We start from the raw sequence: 18,511 nt of genomic DNA, 5'->3' as shown, positions 1-18,511 counted from the left end.
CGCAACAACTAGGGTCTCCCTTTGGCGTGTCTGTCCTGCCTCGCAAAAAAGTAACGTCGGATAATCTCCGACGGAAAGAGGAAAATAATGGCCAAGCGCCCTCTGGTGTCTCGAGGTGAGATGCAAGCATGTTAAGTTTTACCCTCAAGCGCATTGCGCAGCTGATTCCGGTATTCATCGGAGCCACGTTGCTGGTGTACTTCCTGGTTTTTGCGACCCCGGGTGACCCGATCGCGGCACTATCCGGTGGCAAGCCGATGACGCCTGCGACCGAAGCAGCGCTTCGCGCACAATACAATCTTGACCAGCCATTCTGGATCCAGTACGGGCTCTACCTGAAGAATCTGGTGACCTTCGATCTCGGCATGTCCTTCTCTGGCCAGCCTGTGGCCGACCTGCTTGGACGGGCTTTCCCAGTGACCGCCCGTTTGGCGATCCTGGCATTGTTGATCGAAGGCGTTTTCGGCATCATCTTCGGCGTGATCGCCGGTATGCGCAAGGGCAAGTTCTTTGATTCGACCATTCTGGTTGCTTCGCTGATCGTCATCGCGGTTCCGACCTTCGTGCTCGGCTTCGTGCTGCAGTTCGTGATCGGTGTGAAGCTTGAATGGGCCAAACCCACTGTCTCCGGTGCCGGCACGTGGAGCGAGCTGATTCTCCCCGCCATGGTTCTGGGCTTGGTTTCGCTGGCCTACGTGATCCGCTTGACCCGTACCTCCGTGATCGAGAACAAGAGCGCGGACTATGTGCGTACCGCTACGGCCAAGGGATTGAGCCGCAACCGTGTGGTGCGTGTCCACGTCCTGCGCAACTCGCTGATTCCCGTGGTGACCTTCCTTGGTGCCGACCTCGGATCGCTCATGGGCGGCGCCATCGTGACCGAGGGTATCTTCAACGTCCCCGGTGTCGGAAACCTTTTGTACCGAGCGATCCTCAAGGGCGAGACGCCCACCGTTGTCGCCGTGGTCGGTGTCCTGGTGATCGTGTTCGTGATCGCCAACTTGATCGTGGATATGCTGTACGCCCTGCTTGACCCTAGGATCCGTTATGCCTGAGAACCAGAACTTCAATTCCGAGGCCGGCCTGCCCGTCAACCGCCGAGCTGGCAAGGTCTCCAAGTACAAGATCGAGCACTATGTGGCTCCGTTGGACGAGACGCCTCTGCAGGCAGTCGACTCCGTCAAGGAGACGGGCAAGCCGCTGTCCATGTGGGCCGAGGCCTGGCGCTCGCTGCGCAAGCAGCCTTTGTTCATCATTTCCGCAATCCTGATTCTCGCTGTCATCATCGTTGCAGCGTTCCCTCAGTGGTTCACGTCGCAAGACCCCACGTATTGCGCGCTGGAAAATTCGAACGAGCCGGGGCGTGAAGGCCACATCATGGGCTTCAACCTCCAAGGTTGCGACATCTACTCCCGCGTCATCTACGGCACGCGTGCTTCCCTCCTAGTCGGCATCTTCACGACCTTGATCGTAATCATCGTTGGCGGCACCATCGGTGCGCTGGCAGGCTTCTACGGAGGCTGGATCGACACCATCCTGGCTCGCTTGGGCGACATTTTCTTCGCCCTGCCGCTGATCCTCGGTGCAATCATCGTCATGCAGCTGCCTGCCTTCCGAGACAACAAGAGCGTCTGGACGGTGATCATCACGTTGGCCATCTTCGGCTGGCCGCAGCTGGCCCGCATCACCCGTGGTGCCGTCATCGAGGCGCGCAATGCGGACTTCGTCAAGGCTTCGCGCTCGCTGGGCCTGTCCAAGTTCAAGTCGTTGGTCAAGCACGTGCTGCCGAACTCGATCGCTCCGATCATCGTGGTTGCGACCGTGAATCTCGGTGTATACATCGTTGCCGAGGCAACCCTGTCCTTCCTGGGCGTTGGCTTGCCGCCGGATATCATGAGCTGGGGCAACGACATTGCCACCGCCCAGACCCAGCTTCGCAGCAATCCGATGATGCTGATGTGGCCAGCACTGTTCCTTTCAGTAACTGTCTTGAGCTTCATCATGCTCGGCGATGCAGTGCGCGACGCACTGGATCCCAAGGCCCGGAAGGGAGCCTAGCCCGTGAGCGAGAACGCAACTCCCAAGCCGCTGCTTGAAGTCAAGGATCTGGCGATCACCTTCTCCACTCCTGACGGACCGGTGCACGCGGTGCGCGACGCCAACTTCACCGTGATGCCCGGCGAAACCGTGGCCATCGTGGGCGAGTCCGGATCCGGCAAGTCGACGTCGGCACTGGCCGCCATCGGCCTGCTGGCCGGCAACGGCCGTGTGTCCGCAGGACAGATCCTGTTCGACGGCGAAGATATTGCCAACGCCAGCGAAAAGCGATTCGTTGAGCTGCGCGGCAACCACATCGGCATGGTTCCGCAGGACCCGATGTCGAACCTCAACCCGGTATGGAAGATCGGATTCCAGGTCAAGGAAACCCTGAAGGCCAACGGCTTGGCGGGGGACAATCCCAAGAAGCGTGTGGCCCAGGTGCTGGCCGACGCAGGGCTGCCCAACCCAGAGGCCCGCGCCAACCAGTACCCGCACGAGTTCTCCGGCGGCATGCGCCAGCGCGCGCTGATCGCCATCGGCCTCGCCTGCCGTCCTCGCCTGCTGATTGCCGACGAGCCGACCAGTGCGCTGGACGTGACGGTGCAGCAGCAGATCCTGGATCACTTGGATACCATGACCAGCGAGCTGGGCACCGCCGTGCTGCTGATCACCCACGACCTGGGCCTGGCCGCAGAGCGTGCCGAAAAGGTCGTCGTGATGTACAAGGGCCGCGTGGTCGAGTACGGGCCGGCGCTGGAGATCCTGCGCAACCCGAAGCACCCGTACACCCAGCGCCTGATCAACTCGGCTCCATCGCTCTCCGCTGCACGCGGCGACAAGCATGAGGCCATAGTCGAGGAGACCTCCCCGGCCAAGGCCGAGCCGCTGCTGTCCGTCAGCAACCTGACCAAGGTCTTCGACATCCGCAAGGGTTTCGGCAAGAAGGAAAAGTTCACCGCGGTGGACAACGTCTCCTTCGAGATTCCGAAGGGCACCACGACTGCAGTTGTGGGCGAATCGGGCTCCGGCAAGTCGACCATTGCGCAGATGGTGCTGAACCTGCTGGATTCGACCAGCGGCGAGATCACCTTCGACGGCCAGCAGATCGGCAACCTGAGCGAGAAGCAGCTGTTCAAGTACCGCCGCCGCGTCCAGCCGATCTTCCAGGATCCGTACGGCTCCCTGGATCCGATGTACTCGATCTACCGCACGATCGAGGAGCCGCTGCGCATCCACGGCATCGGAAACTCGGCCTCGCGCCAGAAGAAGGTCAAGGAGCTGCTTGACCAGGTCTCCATGCCTGCGGCAACCATGCACCGCTTCCCGAACGAGCTCTCCGGCGGCCAGCGCCAGCGCATCGCGATTGCGCGTGCCCTGGCCCTGCAGCCGGAAATGATCGTCTGCGACGAGGCGGTTTCCGCGCTGGACGTCCTGGTCCAGGCCCAGGTGCTGGAGCTCCTTGATGAGCTGCAGCGCGACATGGGGCTGACCTACCTGTTCATCACCCACGACCTTGCAGTCGTGCGCCAGATCGCGGACAACGTCTGCGTGATGGAACGCGGAAAGATCGTCGAGCAGGGTTCTGTCGACGATATTTTCGACGCGCCGAAGAGCGATTACACCCGTAATCTGCTGGCAGCCATCCCGGGGGCAACCCTGATCTAGCCGACGCTGAGCACGCCGAAAAGAACGCCGCAACCGATACCGGTTGCGGCGTTCTTTTCAGTTTTGATGACATGCATGCCTGCTTTGATGACGTGCGAGGACATCGATATTCAAGATTTGCTTGAGATTATTACGGGAATCTTCCGGCGTTACCAAACTGTTATAAACGACTCCAGGGCAAGACTTGGACTCAGCTGCGCATCTGGTTGATTTTTCCCAATCTGAAAGAAACCCTTGAAATCTTGCGGATGTGAGGCAACTCGCATTAACTCGCCGGTAACATGCGAAATCCTGCATTAACTTTTCGTGGCCTTCCCGTGACTATCTGAAGCGAGTCTTTCTATATCCAAGACCGGAAATTCCCGTTAGTCTATTGCTCATTGGATCGGGTGTGACTTGATCCACACTGATTCGGAAGTTTCAGAACTCGTATCAATCGAAGATCTCAAGGAGGCGAAATGCGGTTCCAACGCGTTTCGAAGGCAGTCGTCGTAGGCGCAGCGATGGCACTGGCGCTGTCTGCATGTGCCCCAGGCGGAAGCGAAACCAGCCCATCGGCCAGCGAATCCGCAGGCGGGGGCAACGCCGGCGCAGAGGCGACCACTACCGGTCTGGCGGACCTGGGCGACATCGCGACCAAGGATGGAGCCATCAAGGTTTCCATCGGCGCCCCTGAATTCATCAGCTACAACGGCAACACGCCGCAGACCTACTCCACCTACAACTCCGGCATTACCGACCGGATGTTCGCGAGCTTCGTCTACTTCGGTACCGACGGGAAGATCTACCCGAATGAGGACCTGGGAAGCTTCGAGAAGATCAGCGACGACCCGCTGACCATCAAGTACACCATCGCAGACAACGCCAAGTGGTCCGATGGCACCGACATCACCACCGCCGACGCGGTACTCGCGTGGGCTACTCAGAACCTGAACCTGAATTCGGGATCAAAGGACAAGCCGCTGTTCAACTCGGTCTCCACCGACCTCGGCGATACCGTCCCGAAGGGCCCTCAGGGCGATCCTGCGGGCAAGGAGTTCACCGTTGAGTTCAAGGCCCCGGATCCGGACTGGCAGATCCAGACCTGGATGCTGCACCCGGCCCACGTCGTGGCCAAGAAGGGCGGCCTGAGCACCGAAGAGTTCGTCGCTGCCGTTCGCGATGGCGACTCCAAGAAGCTTGAGAAGGCCGCAAAGTTCTGGAACGAAGGCTGGACCACCAAGCCGGGCACCCTTCCTGACGAAGCAGACATTCCGGTTTCTGGCCCATACAAGCTCAGCTCGTGGAAGGCTGGCGAGTCAGTCACCCTGACCGCCAATGAGAACTACTACGGCACCCCGGCGGCAACCAAGGAACTGAACTTCCGCTTCCTTGCCGATTCCGGCATGGTCCAGGCACTGCAGAACAAGGACCTCGACGTCATTGGCCCACAGCCGACCGTCGATACCCTGGAACAGCTCAAGGGGCTGGGCAGCGCCGTCAACATCCAGCAGGGTGACACCCTGACCTGGGAGCACCTGGACTTCAACTTCGTCAAGGGCAACACGATGACCAATCTGGAGCTGCGCAAGGCCTTCGCCATGTGCGTTCCGCGCCAGGAAATCGTCGACAACCTGATCAAGCCGCTGAACCCTGAGGCTCAGGTCATGAACCTGCGCGAAGTCTTCCCGTTCCAGGAGAACTACGCGGACACCGTGGCAGCAGCCTATGACGGACGCTACGACCAGGTCGACATCGAGGGTGCCAAGAAGATCCTCGAGGAACAGGACGCAGTCGGCACCAAGGTGCGCATCGGCTACTCGGCGCCGAACGAACGCCGCACCAACGAGGTCGCGCAGATCAAGTCCTCGTGCGACAAGGCGGGCTTCGAGATCGTGGATGCAGGCGACCCGAAGTTCTTCGCACCGGGCGGAACCCAGGAGCGCGGCGACTACGAGGTAGCACTGTTCGCGTGGGCCGGTTCGGGCCAGATCACATCCGGCCAGAACATCTACGCGACAGGCAAGCCGCAGAACTACGGCAAGTACTCGAATGCTGAGGTCGACGCCGCGTGGGAGACCCTGGCCACCTCGCTGGACCCGGCAGTCCACGCGGAGCAGACCAAGAAGATCGAGAAGCTGCTGTGGGATGACCTGTTCGGCATCCCGATGTTCGCCCACCCGGGTCTGAGCGCCTCGGGCGCAGACATCCAGAATGTCCGCCACACGGCAACCCAGAACGGCATCGTCTGGAACGCCGAGCAGTGGATGCGTGCTGAGTAGGCCTTGGGCCTAGACAAACGCATACACCAGCTGTGAGCGCCCGCGGGGCCCGATCATCATCGGGCCCCGCGTCGTGTCCGGCTCCAACATCGCGGAGGCGGGAGCGCCACAAGGCGAGAAGAAAGAGGACGTTAGTACCGTGTTGAAATTCATCCTGAAGAGACTGGGGTCGGCCGCCGGCGTGCTGTTAGCCGCATCGCTGCTGCTCTATATCCTGGTCATTAATTCCGGCGACCCGCTCGGCGATCTGCGTGAAAGCAACGCGGAAAACCGCGAGTACCTGATGCAGCAGCGCACCGAATACATGAACCTGGAACAGCCCTGGTACCTGCGGTACCTGACCTGGCTGACCGGTGTTTCCAAGTGCTTCGTGGGCGCCTGCGACCTGGGCCGCAATATCAACGGCATCGAGGTCACGGACCTGCTGGCCAACGCCGCATCATCAACCCTGCGACTGGTGCTGCTGGCAACAGTCATCGCAGCCATCCTGGGCATCGCCATCGGCGTGCTGACCGCCGTGCGCCAGTACTCGGGTCTCGACTACCTCGTCACCTTCCTGACCTTCCTGTTCTTCTCCCTGCCGGTGTTCTGGGCCGCGGTGCTGCTCAAGGAATACATGGCCATCGGCTACAACAACTGGCTGGAGAACCCCCAGATCTCACTGGGCACCAGCATCCTGATCGGCGTGGTCGCAGGTCTGGTCCTGCAGATGCTGCTGGCCGGTTCGCTCAAGCGCCGCGGCATCACCTTCCTGGCCACTGCCATCTTCGTGCCGCTGCTGCTGCAGTACAGCGTGTGGCTGAACTTCTACCGTTTCCCGCAGATGGGACCGGCAGTCATCATCGTGCTGACGGTGCTGCTGGCGCTGTCCGCCACCGCCATGAGCGTCGGGCTCAAGGAAAAGCGCGTGCTGTACCCGGCCTTGATCACCGCGGTGCTAGTGCTGGGCATGTACTACGCGACCTTCTGGCTCCTGGCGGAACCGAACGGATGGCTGCTGCTGGGCGGTGCCATCCTGGCCGTGGTCATTCCGGGCCTGATCGGCAAGCTCATGGGGGGCCGCCTGTCCAAGGCCGCCATGGGCGTTTCGGTGACCGTCGGCCTGGTCGGCGCCGGCCTAACCGTGCTGGACCACATCTTCCGCGCGTGGCCTGGCTTCCTGGACCTCAAGGGACGCCCCATCGCAACCATCGGTTCCTCCACCGCGAACCTTGAAGGCGGCTTCTGGGACCATTTCCTGGACAACGCCACCCAGCTGCTGCTGCCAACCATCGTGCTGGCCATCATCTCGCTGGCAAGCTACTCGCGCTACACCCGCTCATCGATGCTGGAAGTGCAGCAGCAGGACTACATCCGCACCGCACGCTCCAAAGGCTTGAGCGAACGCACCGTGATCTTCCGCCATGCATTCCGCAACGCGCTGATCCCGATCGCCACCATCGCGGCCTTCGACTTCGCCGGCCTGATCGGCGGCGCTGTGGTAACCGAGACGGTGTTCGGCTGGAAGGGCATGGGAGACCTGTTCAATACCGGGCTGCATGCGGTGGACCCCGCACCGGTCATGGCATTCTTCCTGGTCACCGGCACCGCAGCGGTGCTGTTCAACCTCCTGGCAGACATTGTGTACGCGATTCTCGATCCGCGGATCCGGGTCTAGGAAACTAAGGACATTCGATGAGTAACACAAACGACAAGATGCCAGGGAACCTGACATCCATTGCAGAGGTCGAAGACGCCAAACTCGCTGTCTCGACCGAAACTTCCAAGAGCCAGTCGCGGATCGTCCTGGAACGCTTCCTGCGCCACAAGCCGGCCATGATTTCCGCGATCGTCCTCGTGCTGATCACTTTGCTGGCATTCACCTCGATCGGCTACGGGCCGATTCCCGGCTGGTGGAAACAGAGCTACCTCGACGCCGGCGCCGTGGTCAACGGCGGCAAGCCCACCTTGTCGCTGCTGCCCACCTGGCTCGGCGGCTCGGGCATCCAGATCGGCGAGCACCCCTTCGGCCAGGACTCCATCGGCAAGGACTACTTCGCCCTGGTCATGAACGGGACGCAGAAGTCCATCATCATCGGCGTGGTCGTCGGGCTGGTGGCCACCGCGATCGGCGCAGTCGTCGGCGCGCTGGCCGGATATTTCCGCGGCTGGATCGACGAGGCGCTGATGCGCATCACCGACCTGTTCATCGTCATCCCGCTGCTGGTGCTGGCCGCGGTCTTGGGCCAGATCGCCGGGCGCGGATCCAGCTCGATCATCCTGCTGGCGCTCATGCTGGGACTGGTGTCCTGGACCGGCATGGCGCGCCTGGTGCGCGGCGACATCCTGTCGCTGCGTGAACGCGAATTCGTCTCCGCGGCCCAGGCCATGGGCTCCAAGACCTCGCGGGTGATTTTCAAGCACCTGCTGCCCAACACCATCGGCGTGATCGTGGTGAACTCGACCTTCCTGATCGCCGGGGCGATCCTGCTGGAATCCTCGCTGTCCTTCCTGGGCTTCGGGGTCCAGCCTCCGGAATCCTCGCTGGGCCTGCTGATCAGCCAGTACCAGAACGCGTTCACCACCCGGCCGTGGCTGTTCTGGTGGCCGGGCATGACCATCGTGGCCATCGCCCTGTCGGTGAACTTCCTGGGCGACGGCCTGCGAGATGCCTTCGACCCACGCCACAGTGGCAAGCGCCGCCGCCGCGCGGGCCTGTTTGCCATGCCAACCCGCAAGGAGAAGCCATGAGCCACGCCGCACCAACCAATGACTCTGCCGGGGGCTACGCGCTGAGCTTCAACAACCTGCAGGTCACGTTCGAGACCGCGGGCCCCGACGTGCACGCGGTCAAGGGGCTGTCGCTGGCAGTGAAGCCCGGCGAAGTGGTCGCGCTGGTCGGCGAGTCCGGCTCCGGCAAGTCGGTGACCTCCACCGCCGCCATGGGCCTGCTGCCTGAGAACGCTAACGTCTCGGGCGTGGCCAAGGTGGGCAACGTGAACGTGGTGGGCCTGGAAGCCGGGAAGATGCGCAAGATGCGCGCCACCGACATCGCCATGGTCTTCCAGGAGCCGATGACCGCGCTGAATCCGGTGCTGACCATCGAGCGCCAGCTGACCGAGGCGCTGGAACTGCACGGCATCGCCTACGGCAAGGAAGCCACCGCCCGCGCCGTGGAGCTGCTGACCCTGGTCGGCATTCCCGACCCGGCCAAGCGCATCAAGCAGTACCCGCACCAGTTCTCCGGCGGCCAGCGTCAGCGCATCGTGATTGCCATGGCGATCTCCTGCGACCCGAAGGTCATCATCGCCGACGAGCCGACCACCGCGCTGGACGTGACGGTGCAAGCCGAGATCCTCGACCTTTTGCGTGAGCTCAAGGACCGGCTGAACACCGGCATCCTGCTGATCACCCACAACATGGGTGTAGTGGCGGACATGGCGGACCAGGTGGCCGTGATGTTCCAGGGCAATCTGGTGGAGACCGGCACCGTGGAGCAGGTGATGCTGCATCCGCAGCACGAGTACACCCAGCGCCTGCTGTCGGCGGTGCCGAAGCTTTCGCCGGTGGTGATCGACGCGAACGCCGCCCACGCCGAGCAGACCGCCTCCGCGGGCCGCGAGCTGGTGCTTGAAGCCAAGGACCTGGTGCTGGAATACGACATGCGCGGCACCAAGTTCAGGGCCGTTCAGGGCGTAAGCTTCGACGTGGCCAAGGGCGAGGTGCTGGGCATCGTGGGCGAGTCCGGATCCGGCAAATCGACCGTAGCCAAGGCGGTGATCGGCCTGCTTCCGGTCGCCGAAGGCACGCTCTCGGTGCAGGGGCACAACCTGCCCAAGCTGTCGCCGCGCGAAGCGCGCAAGGTGCGCAAGTCGATCGGCGTGATCTTCCAAGATCCCGCCGCCTCGCTGAACCCGAGGTTCCCGATCGGCGAATGCATCACGGAGCCGATGGTGGTGCACAAGGAGGGCACCAAGGCCAGCCGCATCCAGCGCGCCATGGAGCTGCTGGACGCGGTGAAGCTGCCGCGCAGCGTGGTCAACCGCTATCCGCACGAGCTCTCCGGCGGCCAGCGCCAGCGTGTGTGCATCGCCCGCGCGCTGACGATGAACCCGGAACTGCTGATTGCCGACGAGCCCACCAGCGCGCTGGATGTCTCGGTGCAGGCGGTGGTGCTGGAAATGCTCCAGGACCTGCAGCGGGACTTCAACTTCGCCTGCCTGTTCGTCAGCCACGACCTGGCAGTGGTGGACATGCTCGCCGACTACGTGGTGGTCATGCAGTCAGGCCGTGCGGTGGAGCAGGGCAAGGTCAAGACCGTGCTGCACGCCCCGCAGCACGACTACACCCGTCGCCTGCTGGCGGCCGCTCCGGTGCCGGATCCTCATGAGCAGGCGGTCCGCCGCGAGGCCTGGCGGACGCTGAACGCCACCAGGTAGCGCCGGCCGGGGCACGGCGATTCGCCCCGACAATGCACTGAGCCGGTTCCCGCAAAGGGAACCGGCTCAGTGCATCAATGCTTGGCGCCGCTAGTCCAGCTGCATGACGTTCTCGGTGACGACTTCTGCGCGGGCGTTGGAGAAGATCTGCTCGGTGCCCACGGTCTTGAAGCCGCGGCGCTCAAGGACCTTGATGGAGCCGAGGTTGTCCTGCACCACGTGGGCCATCAACGGGCGCTTGGTGAACTCGGCCAGGAACGCATCCACCGCGCTGGTGGTGATGCCCTTGCCCCAGAACTTGGTGGAGGTCCAGAAGTTGATCTCGGGGGCTTCGCCGTCGAAGACCAGGATCGAGCCGGCGACTTCGCCTTCGTGCTCGATGGTGCGCACCAGCACCGTGGGATCGTTCAGGATCTGGTTCCAGTGGTGGTCGAACACCGAACGATCAGCAGGATTGCGCGCCTGGTAAGCGGCCATCAGATTCGCTTCTGGTTCCTGCTGGTGAGCGAAGAATGCGTCCAAGTCGGAAGCGCGGACCTCACGTAGCTGCACGGCAAAGGCCTTTCGATCGGGTGGGAAGCGTGCCGGTTGGCAGGCTTCAAAGAGCAAGGGCTTAGAACTAGGTTACCGGTGAAGTCAGCGCCGCAAGCGCCATATTGGACAGCAGCGGCTTTAATCCCGACTTTTTGGTGCGCGGATTGTGCGCCGAATGCGCGGTGGAGTTCAGCAGGCCGAACACCGCGTGCGCGCGGAAGCGGTGCGACTGCGCCGAGTCCCTGGGATGCAGCTTGGCCAGCTGCGCGGTCCACAGCGCGATATAGGAGTTCTGCAGCTTGCGCACCAGCGCCAGCTCGGCCTTGGGCAGCGATTTCAGGTCCCGGTCCTGCACCTGCAGGATGTCGGGGCGCGAGAGCGAAAAATCGGTGTGGAAATCCACCAGCCGGGAGAGCACCTCGATCGGCTCGCCGCCGGCCTCGGCCGCGGCCTGCCCGCCGTCGTGGATGTCCTTGGACATGTCCACCAGCAGGGCGATGAGCACCGCCTGCTTGCCGGCGAAGTGGCGGTAGACCGCCGGGCCCGAGATGCCGCACGCGGCGCCCAGGTCTTCCAGCGACACCCCGGCGTAGCCGTGCTGGGCGAACAGGCGGGTTGCCTCGCGCAGCAGCGCCTCTCGGCGTTCGGCCTTGGCGCGCTCGCGGTCCGTTGGCTCATGCAGCGGCTGGTACCTTGCCACAGGCATCATCTCCTTGCGAATGCCGACCCCGACTATGGACAACTGTGATGCCTGCCACTAGTGTCAAAAATGTGGCTGATACTAAAAAATATCGGCGATCAGTTAACGAATATTAACCATACGCGCCTTGGGTGTGAGCGGCCAAGTAATGCTGGCCTCAGGGCGACACGACCCGTCATCCAGTGCCGGCACACCGCGCAGCTGGATGGGGAACCCCGATGGAGAGAGAGCCTCATGCTTGATCTGGAACTCGATGAGCAATACCAGGACCTGGTAAACCTCGTTCGCGACTTCGCCCAACAGGTCGTGGCCCCGCAGAGCGCGGCCAACGACGCCAACAAGACCTTCCCCTATGACATCGTGAAGCAGATGGGTGAACTGGGCTTGTTCGGGCTTCCGATTTCCGAGGAATACGGCGGCTCGGGCGGCGACTACTTCCACCTGGCCCTCGCGCTGGAGGAACTGGGCAAGGTGGACCAGTCGGTGGCCATCACCCTGGAAGCCGGGGTGTCGCTGGGCGCCATGCCGCTGTACCGCTTCGGCAGCCAGGAGCAGAAGCTGACCTGGCTTCCGGAACTGGCGGCCGGGGAAAAGCTGGCCGGCTTCGGGCTGACCGAGCCCGGGGCGGGATCCGATGCCTCGGCAGCGCTGACCCGCGCCCGGCTCGAGGGCGGCGAATGGGTGATCGACGGGGGCAAGGAATTCATCACGAACTCCGGTACGGATATCACCTCCCTGGTCACGGTCACCGCGGTGACCGGCATGGACGAATCCACCGGAGAGAAGCAGATCTCGGCTATTATCGTCCCCTCGGGCACCCAGGGGTTCACCGTCGCTCCCGCCTATGACAAGGTCGGCTGGAGGGCCAGCGACACCCATGCGCTGCACTTCGACGGCGCCCGGGTGCCGCAGGAGAACCTGCTCGGCGAGCAGGGGCGCGGCTATTCCTACTTCCTGGAGATCCTCGACGAGGGGCGCATCGCCATCGCCGCCCTGGCCACGGGCGCAGCCCAGGGATGCCTGGACGAGGCGGTGGCATATGCCAAGACCCGCACGACCTTCGGCACCCCGATCGGCAAGAACCAGGGAATCTCGTTCATGCTGGCCCGCATGGCCACCCGCGTGCATCTGGCGCGCCTGGCCTACTACGCGGCGGCGGCGAAGATGCTGGCGGGCAAGGACTTCAAGGTGGAGGCCGCGCACGCCAAGCTGGTGGGCAGCGAGGCGGCCATGGACAACGCCCGGGACGCCACTCAGATTTTCGGCGGCTACGGTTTCATGAACGAATCCCTGGTGGCCAGGCACTACCGGGACTCCAAGATCCTTGAAATCGGGGAGGGAACCACCCAGGTGCAGCAGCTGCTGATTGCCCGCAGCCTGGGGCTGTGAGCGCCGGCGCGGAGGCGGCGCTCTTTGGGACCTCACAGTTAGAAGAACCATAATGGATGGGTGAGCACCAAAGATTTTTCTCCCGAACCAGGGCGGCCGCGCCGCGTCACGTTGATCGGTTCCACCGGGTCCATCGGCACCCAGGGGCTGGATGTCATCGACAACGCGCCGGAGCAGTTCAGCGTCGCCGCGCTCAGCGGCGGCTACAACCTGGAGCTGCTGGCGCGCCAGGCGGTGAAGTTCCGCCCTGCCGTGGTGGGCAGCGCCGTGGATTCCACGCAGGAGCTCGCCGACGCGATCGCCGCGGCCGCGCAGGAGGCCTCGGTGCACGGCTACGCGCCCGAGCTGTTCGCCGGCCCGCGGGCCGCCACCGAGGTCGCCGGGTTCGCGGACGCCGACGTGGTGCTCAACGGCATCACCGGCGCTATCGGCCTGGAGCCGACCATCGCCGCGCTGAAGGCAGGGCACCTGCTGGCGCTGGCCAACAAGGAATCATTGATCATCGGAGGCCAGGTGGTCAAGCAGTTCGCCGCACCGGGGCAGATCGCCCCGGTCGACTCCGAGCACTCGGCCCTGGCCCAGGCGCTGCGCTCGGGCACCCCTGACGAGGTGGCCAAGCTCATCGTCACCGCTTCCGGCGGGCCGTTCTTCGGCTATAGCTACGACCAGCTTCGCGATGTCACCCCGCAGCAGGCCATGGCCCACCCGACCTGGGACATGGGCCGCGTGGTGACCACCAACTCAGCCACCATGGTCAACAAGGCACTGGAAGTCATCGAAGCGCACCTGCTCTTCGACGTGCCGCTGGACCGGATCGAGCCGGTGGTGCACCGCCAGTCGATCATCCACTCCATGGTCGAGTTCATCGACGGATCGGTCATCGCCCAGGCCTCGCCCCCGGATATGCGCCTTCCCATCGCGCTGGGCATCAACTGGCCGCACCGCGTGGCCGGCGCCGCCACGGCCTGCGACTTCTCCACCGCCTCCAGCTGGACCTTCGACCCGCTGGACGAGTCGGTGTTCACCGCGGTGAAGCTCGCCAAGCAGGCCGCCGCGGCCTCCGGAACCCACATGGCCGTGTACAACGCCGCGAACGAGGTCGCGGTGGATGCATTCCACGACGGGAAGATCCGCTTCACCGACATCGTGGAGACCATCGAGCGCGCGCTGGATGACTACACCCCGGTCAACGCGGAGCCCAGCGTGGAAGTGGTGCTCGAGACCGACAAGTGGGCTCGCGCCCGCGCATCGAAGATCCTGGGGGCCGGCGCATGAGCACCGTGCTGTTCATCCTCGGAGTGGTCTTCATGGTGCTGGCCATCGGGGTCTCCATTGCGTTGCACGAGGTCGGGCACCTGGTGCCGGCCAAGCTGTTCGGGCTGCGGGTGCCGCAGTACATGATCGGCTTCGGCAAGACCCTGTTCTCCTTCAAGCGCGGGGAAACCCAGTACGGCATCAAGATGCTGCCGCTGGGCGGCTACATCTCCATGGTCGGCATGTACCCGCCGCGCCCGGCCGCCGAAGGCGAGGCGGGGACGCCGCGGAAGAAACCGAACCTGTTCCAACGCGTGTTCGGCCAGATGGTCGATGACGCGCGCTCGCAGGCCAACGAGAACGTCAAGCCCGAAGACGAAGGCCGGATGTTCTACCAGCTGCCCACCTACAAGCGGATCATCATCATGCTCGGCGGACCGTTCATGAACCTGGTGATCGGCTTCGTGCTGATCGGCATCGTGCTCACCAGCTTCGGCATCGCCACCACCACGACCACGGTTTCCGAGGTCTACAAGTGCATCGCCACCGCGGAGAACGCCGACCAGACCGAATGCTCGGCCTCGGACCCGGCCGCTCCCGCCTACGAGGCGGGGCTGCTGCCCGGCGACACCATCACCTCGGTGAACGGCATCGCCGTGGCGCAGGGGGAGTGGAACAAGCTCACCGACGTCATCCGCGAGAACCCGGGCCAGCCGGTGTCCCTGGAGTACACCCGCGACGGCACCAGCCGCAGCACCACGATGACCCCCTACCTGACCGACCGCCCCGTCACCGACGCCAACGGCTACCCGGTGAAGGGCGCGGACGGCGAATACGAAATGGCCAAGGTCGGCTTCGTGGGCATGAGCTCCACCGTGGAGAACCTGCCCCAGCCGCTGCGCGAGGTGCCCGGCGTGGTGGGCACCCAGCTGGCCAACATCGGCAACGTGATCCTGCACCTGCCGCAGCGCATGGGCGATGTCGCTCGGGCGGCCTTCGGCAGCGAGGAGCGGGACCCGAACGGCCCGGTGTCCATCGTGGGGGTCGGGCGGATTGCCGGGGAAATCAGCGCGGAAGACTCGATCTCCGTGGGGGACAAGTTCGCCACGCTGCTCTCGCTGGCCGGCGGGCTGAACCTCGCGCTGTTCGCATTCAACCTGATCCCGCTGCTGCCGCTGGACGGCGGCCACGTGGTCGGCGCGCTCTACGACGGACTGAAGCGCACCGTCGCCCGAATCTTCAACATCAAGAACGTCAAGCCGGTGGACACCATCAAGATGCTGCCGCTGACCTATGTGGTGGTCGTGGCCATGCTGGCGATGGGCGGCCTCTTAATATACGCGGACATCTTCAAGCCGATTCAGTTGTTCTAGGCGCAAGGATTTAAGCTGAACCCATGACTGTTTTTGCTGTTGAATACGTATACGCCGAGAACTCCGCGCAGCTGCGCAACGAGCACCGCCCGGCCCACCGGGAGTTCCTCGGAGGTTTTGTGGGCGACGGACCGGTGCAGCTGCTGGCTTCAGGCCCGACGCCGGTCAACGACGGCGCCTTGCTGATCCTGGCCGCGCAGTCTGAGGCAGCGCTCGTCGAGGTGCTGGAGCAGGACCCGTTCAGCACCACCGGTGCCCTGGCGCAGCGCATCATCACCGAGTGGAACCCGGTGACCGGCCTGCTCAAGGACTTCGCTTCCTAGAAGCCGCCATTCCACGCCCGCCCGGCGCCTGCCCGGCGCCTGCACTGCGCAGCTTGCGCAGCGGGCGCCGGCCTGCGTTTGCCCGTGGGAGACTGGGGAGATGGACCTGCACATTTCCCGTTCGCTGGTGATCCCGGCCGCCGAGCTGTCCTGGCACTTCAGCCGCTCTTCCGGGCCCGGCGGCCAGCACGTGAATACCTCGGACAGCCGGGTGGAACTGTCGTGGTCCATCGCCGGGTCCAGGGCGCTCTCGCCCTGGCAGCGGCAGCGGCTGCTGGACAAGCTGTCCTCCCGGCTGACCGGCGGGATGCTCGTGGTCGCCTCGGCCCAGGAACGTTCGCAGTGGCGCAACCGGCAGAATGCCCAGCAGAAGCTGGCCGAGCTGGTGGCCGCCGCGTTGCGGCCCGACCCGCCGCAGCGCCGGGCCACCAAACCCACCAGGGGTTCCCAGCGCCGCCGGCTGGAGACCAAGTCGAATCGCTCAGCGACCAAGCAGCTGCGCCGCCGCCCGCCCATGGACTAGATGCGGCATCCTCCGCCAGTGAGCCAGATCACCGGAAATCGGGGAATGGATCCGGGTTGCCTGCGGGTTGAATGTAGATGAAGCGTCAGCTTTCTAACTTTCCCCTTCTTTAGGAGTATTGCCCATGGCAACCAAAGTCCTCACTCTCGTAGGTTCCCTGCGCAGCGGCTCGACCAATCAGCAGTTGGCCGAAGCCACTGTCGTCAACGCCCCGGAAGGCGTCGAGGTCGAACTGTTCGCAGGACTGGAGAACATCCCCTTCTACAACGAGGACAAGGACGTGGCAGGCAGCGTCCCCGCCGCGGCGCAGGCACTGCGCGATGCAGCCACCGCAGCCGACGCGCTGATGCTGGTCACCCCCGAGTACAACGGCACCATGCCGGCCGTCCTGAAGAACGCCATCGACTGGCTGTCCCGTCCGTTCGGCGCCGGCGCCGTCAAGGACATGCCATCAGTGGTCGTGGGCACCGCCTTTGGGCAGTACGGCGGCGTGTGGGCACAGGACGAAGCTCGCAAGGCCCTGGGCATCGCCGGAGCCAAGGTCTTGGAAGACGTCAAGATGGCCATCCCGAACTCGGTGGTCCGCTTCGCCGAGCTGAACCCGAAGGACGACGCCGAGGTCGTCGAGCAGGTCGCCGGCGTGCTGAACAGCGTCAAGGCCGTCGCCGAAGCCAACTAGGTTTCTGCCCCGCCGCAGCGGATTCCCGCGCGGCAAACAAGTAGAAAGGCCACGGTTCTTCCGTGGCCTTTCTCGCATAGACCACCGCTTTGAACGAGTCGGTGACATACTTGGGTAGAGAGTATTACCCACAATCCATTCGGAGGCATCCATTGACTTCGGTCAGCCTAGGCATGCCGGCAGCCCCACCGCCGGTTCTCGCTCCACGTCGTAAGACCCGCCAGATTCAAGTCGGGTCGGTTGGCGTGGGGTCTGACTCGCCGATTTCGGTTCAGTCGATGACCACCACCAAGACCCACGACATCAACGCCACCTTGCAGCAGATTGCAGAGCTGACCGCTTCGGGCTGCGATATCGTGCGTGTCGCCTGCCCGACGGACAAGGACGCCGAAGCGCTGAAGATCATTACGATGAAGTCGCAGATCCCGGTGATCGCCGACATCCACTTCCAGCCAAAGTACGTCTACGCGGCCATCGAGGCCGGGTGCGGCGCCGTGCGCGTGAACCCGGGCAACATCCGACAGTTCGACGACCAGGTCAAGGAGATCGCCCAGGCCGCCAAGGACCACGGCACCTCGATCCGCATCGGCGTCAACGCCGGCTCGCTGGATCGCCGCCTGCTGGCCAAGTACGGCAAGGCAACCCCGGAGGCACTGGTCGAATCCGCCATCTGGGAAGCCTCGCTGTTCGAGGAGCATGGATTCCACGACTTCAAGATCTCGGTCAAGCACAACGACCCGGTGGTCATGGTCCGCGCCTACGAACTGCTGGCAGAAAGCGGCGACTGGCCGCTGCACCTGGGCGTCACCGAGGCCGGACCAGCCTTCCAGGGCACCATCAAGTCCGCGACGGCTTTCGGTGCGCTGCTGTCCAAGGGCATCGGCGACACCATCCGCGTCTCGCTCTCGGCCCCGCCGGTCGAGGAAGTCAAGGTCGGCAACCAGATCCTCGAATCCCTGAACCTGCGCCCGCGCAAGCTGGAAATCGTTTCCTGCCCGTCGTGCGGCCGCGCCCAGGTCGACGTCTACACCCTGGCCGACGAAGTGACCGCCGGGCTTGAAGGCATGACTGTTCCGCTGCGCGTGGCCGTGATGGGCTGCGTCGTCAATGGTCCGGGCGAAGCCCGCGATGCAGACCTTGGCGTAGCCTCCGGCAACGGCAAGGGCCAGATCTTCGTCAAGGGCGAGGTCATCAAGACCGTGCCCGAGGACCAGATCGTGGAAACCCTGATTGCAGAAGCCAACCGCTTGGCCGAGGAAATGGACTTGGGCGATGACGAGAATCCTGCCGCGGGTTCTCCAGTGGTCTCCGTCAGCTAGATCTGGCCGACGAGTCGACGAGGGACAACCGCG

At 63.8% G+C, this 18,511-nt stretch carries 16 protein-coding genes; 14 read left to right on the top strand and 2 right to left on the bottom strand.

Annotated elements, in window-relative coordinates; translation table 11 throughout:
* Window positions 1-128 precede the first annotated feature (128 nt).
* The 7 genes from C1H84_RS04520 to C1H84_RS04490 all read left to right on the top strand — a co-directional run bounded on the left by C1H84_RS04520 (window position 129) and on the right by C1H84_RS04490 (window position 10,384).
* Window positions 129-1,055: an ABC transporter permease gene (locus tag C1H84_RS04520; RefSeq protein ID WP_047121048.1), complete on the top strand. Its 927-nt coding sequence runs from the start codon at window positions 129-131 to the stop codon at window positions 1,053-1,055.
* Window positions 1,048-2,058, top strand: a complete 1,011-nt coding sequence (locus C1H84_RS04515) for an ABC transporter permease (protein ID WP_082124092.1) — start codon at window positions 1,048-1,050, stop codon at window positions 2,056-2,058. Before C1H84_RS04520 ends, C1H84_RS04515 begins: the two co-directional genes overlap by 8 nt.
* A 3-nt stretch (window positions 2,059-2,061) precedes the next feature.
* Window positions 2,062-3,705: an ABC transporter ATP-binding protein gene (locus C1H84_RS04510; RefSeq protein WP_113606679.1), complete on the top strand. Its 1,644-nt coding sequence runs from the start codon at window positions 2,062-2,064 to the stop codon at window positions 3,703-3,705.
* Window positions 3,706-4,163: 458 nt separating this feature from the next.
* A complete protein-coding gene (locus C1H84_RS04505) occupies window positions 4,164-5,966 on the top strand; it encodes an ABC transporter family substrate-binding protein (protein WP_113606678.1) in 1,803 nt (600 codons plus the stop codon).
* A gap of 139 nt (window positions 5,967-6,105) precedes the next feature.
* Window positions 6,106-7,623, top strand: a complete 1,518-nt coding sequence (locus C1H84_RS04500) for an ABC transporter permease (protein WP_047121051.1) — start codon at window positions 6,106-6,108, stop codon at window positions 7,621-7,623.
* 17 nt (window positions 7,624-7,640) lie between these two features.
* The gene (locus C1H84_RS04495; protein WP_047121052.1) at window positions 7,641-8,696 is read left to right on the top strand and encodes an ABC transporter permease; all 1,056 of its coding nucleotides are present in this window, start codon (window positions 7,641-7,643) and stop codon (window positions 8,694-8,696) included.
* On the top strand, window positions 8,693-10,384 hold the full coding sequence (locus tag C1H84_RS04490) for an ABC transporter ATP-binding protein (RefSeq protein ID WP_047121053.1): 1,692 nt from the start codon (window positions 8,693-8,695) through the stop codon (window positions 10,382-10,384). The genes C1H84_RS04495 and C1H84_RS04490 overlap by 4 nt, the downstream gene beginning before the upstream one ends.
* Window positions 10,385-10,474: 90 nt before the next feature.
* On the opposite strand, the gene C1H84_RS04485 is transcribed toward C1H84_RS04490, so the two are convergent.
* Together C1H84_RS04485 and C1H84_RS04480 are read right to left on the bottom strand one after the other, a co-directional pair.
* On the bottom strand, window positions 10,475-10,936 hold the full coding sequence (locus C1H84_RS04485; RefSeq protein ID WP_047121054.1) for a GNAT family N-acetyltransferase: 462 nt from the start codon (window positions 10,934-10,936) through the stop codon (window positions 10,475-10,477).
* A 67-nt stretch (window positions 10,937-11,003) separates the two neighbouring features.
* Window positions 11,004-11,624, bottom strand: a complete 621-nt coding sequence (locus tag C1H84_RS04480) for a TetR/AcrR family transcriptional regulator (RefSeq protein ID WP_047121055.1) — start codon at window positions 11,622-11,624, stop codon at window positions 11,004-11,006.
* A gap of 228 nt (window positions 11,625-11,852) precedes the next feature.
* On the opposite strand from C1H84_RS04480, the gene C1H84_RS04475 reads away from it, so the two are divergent.
* The 7 genes from C1H84_RS04475 to ispG all read left to right on the top strand — a co-directional run bounded on the left by C1H84_RS04475 (window position 11,853) and on the right by ispG (window position 18,478).
* A complete protein-coding gene (locus tag C1H84_RS04475) occupies window positions 11,853-13,007 on the top strand; it encodes an acyl-CoA dehydrogenase family protein (protein WP_113606677.1) in 1,155 nt (384 codons plus the stop codon).
* A 60-nt stretch (window positions 13,008-13,067) separates the two neighbouring features.
* Entirely contained in the window at window positions 13,068-14,282 is a 1,215-nt protein-coding gene (dxr, locus tag C1H84_RS04470) for a 1-deoxy-D-xylulose-5-phosphate reductoisomerase (protein ID WP_113606676.1), read from the top strand.
* Window positions 14,279-15,634 carry a M50 family metallopeptidase gene (locus C1H84_RS04465; RefSeq protein WP_113606904.1) on the top strand — a complete coding sequence of 452 codons (1,356 nt, stop codon included), beginning with the start codon at window positions 14,279-14,281 and terminating at the stop codon, window positions 15,632-15,634. The genes dxr and C1H84_RS04465 overlap by 4 nt, the downstream gene beginning before the upstream one ends.
* Window positions 15,635-15,657: 23 nt before the next feature.
* On the top strand, window positions 15,658-15,957 hold the full coding sequence (locus C1H84_RS04460) for a YciI family protein (protein ID WP_047121059.1): 300 nt from the start codon (window positions 15,658-15,660) through the stop codon (window positions 15,955-15,957).
* 100 nt (window positions 15,958-16,057) lie between these two features.
* Window positions 16,058-16,480, top strand: a complete 423-nt coding sequence (arfB, locus tag C1H84_RS04455; RefSeq protein WP_047121060.1) for an alternative ribosome rescue aminoacyl-tRNA hydrolase ArfB — start codon at window positions 16,058-16,060, stop codon at window positions 16,478-16,480.
* A gap of 124 nt (window positions 16,481-16,604) precedes the next feature.
* Window positions 16,605-17,159 carry an NAD(P)H-dependent oxidoreductase gene (locus tag C1H84_RS04450; RefSeq protein ID WP_047121061.1) on the top strand — a complete coding sequence of 185 codons (555 nt, stop codon included), beginning with the start codon at window positions 16,605-16,607 and terminating at the stop codon, window positions 17,157-17,159.
* Window positions 17,160-17,311: 152 nt separating this feature from the next.
* On the top strand, window positions 17,312-18,478 hold the full coding sequence (ispG, locus tag C1H84_RS04445) for a flavodoxin-dependent (E)-4-hydroxy-3-methylbut-2-enyl-diphosphate synthase (RefSeq protein ID WP_113606675.1): 1,167 nt from the start codon (window positions 17,312-17,314) through the stop codon (window positions 18,476-18,478).
* Window positions 18,479-18,511: the final 33 nt, after the last annotated feature.

Origin of the sequence: Glutamicibacter soli (assembly GCF_003309065.1) — a bacterium.
Lineage (GTDB): Bacteria > Actinomycetota > Actinomycetes > Actinomycetales > Micrococcaceae > Glutamicibacter > Glutamicibacter soli.
This window is presented reverse-complemented; position numbering and strand designations above follow the sequence as displayed.

What these genes read in the sequence shown, in the direction of transcription:
- C1H84_RS04490 (WP_047121053.1), top strand. Translation starts at nt 8,693, where the DNA reads ATGAGCCACGCCGCACCAACCAATGACTCTGCCGGGGGCTACGCGCTG.
- C1H84_RS04495 (WP_047121052.1), top strand. Translation starts at nt 7,641, where the DNA reads ATGAGTAACACAAACGACAAGATGCCAGGGAACCTGACATCCATTGCA.
- C1H84_RS04475 (WP_113606677.1), top strand. Translation starts at nt 11,853, where the DNA reads ATGCTTGATCTGGAACTCGATGAGCAATACCAGGACCTGGTAAACCTC.
- C1H84_RS04450 (WP_047121061.1), top strand. Translation starts at nt 16,605, where the DNA reads ATGGCAACCAAAGTCCTCACTCTCGTAGGTTCCCTGCGCAGCGGCTCG.
- C1H84_RS04465 (WP_113606904.1), top strand. Translation starts at nt 14,279, where the DNA reads ATGAGCACCGTGCTGTTCATCCTCGGAGTGGTCTTCATGGTGCTGGCC.
- arfB (WP_047121060.1), top strand. Translation starts at nt 16,058, where the DNA reads ATGGACCTGCACATTTCCCGTTCGCTGGTGATCCCGGCCGCCGAGCTG.
- C1H84_RS04515 (WP_082124092.1), top strand. Translation starts at nt 1,048, where the DNA reads ATGCCTGAGAACCAGAACTTCAATTCCGAGGCCGGCCTGCCCGTCAAC.
- C1H84_RS04480 (WP_047121055.1), bottom strand. Translation starts at nt 11,624, where the DNA reads ATGCCTGTGGCAAGGTACCAGCCGCTGCATGAGCCAACGGACCGCGAG.
- C1H84_RS04520 (WP_047121048.1), top strand. Translation starts at nt 129, where the DNA reads ATGTTAAGTTTTACCCTCAAGCGCATTGCGCAGCTGATTCCGGTATTC.
- C1H84_RS04505 (WP_113606678.1), top strand. Translation starts at nt 4,164, where the DNA reads ATGCGGTTCCAACGCGTTTCGAAGGCAGTCGTCGTAGGCGCAGCGATG.
- C1H84_RS04460 (WP_047121059.1), top strand. Translation starts at nt 15,658, where the DNA reads ATGACTGTTTTTGCTGTTGAATACGTATACGCCGAGAACTCCGCGCAG.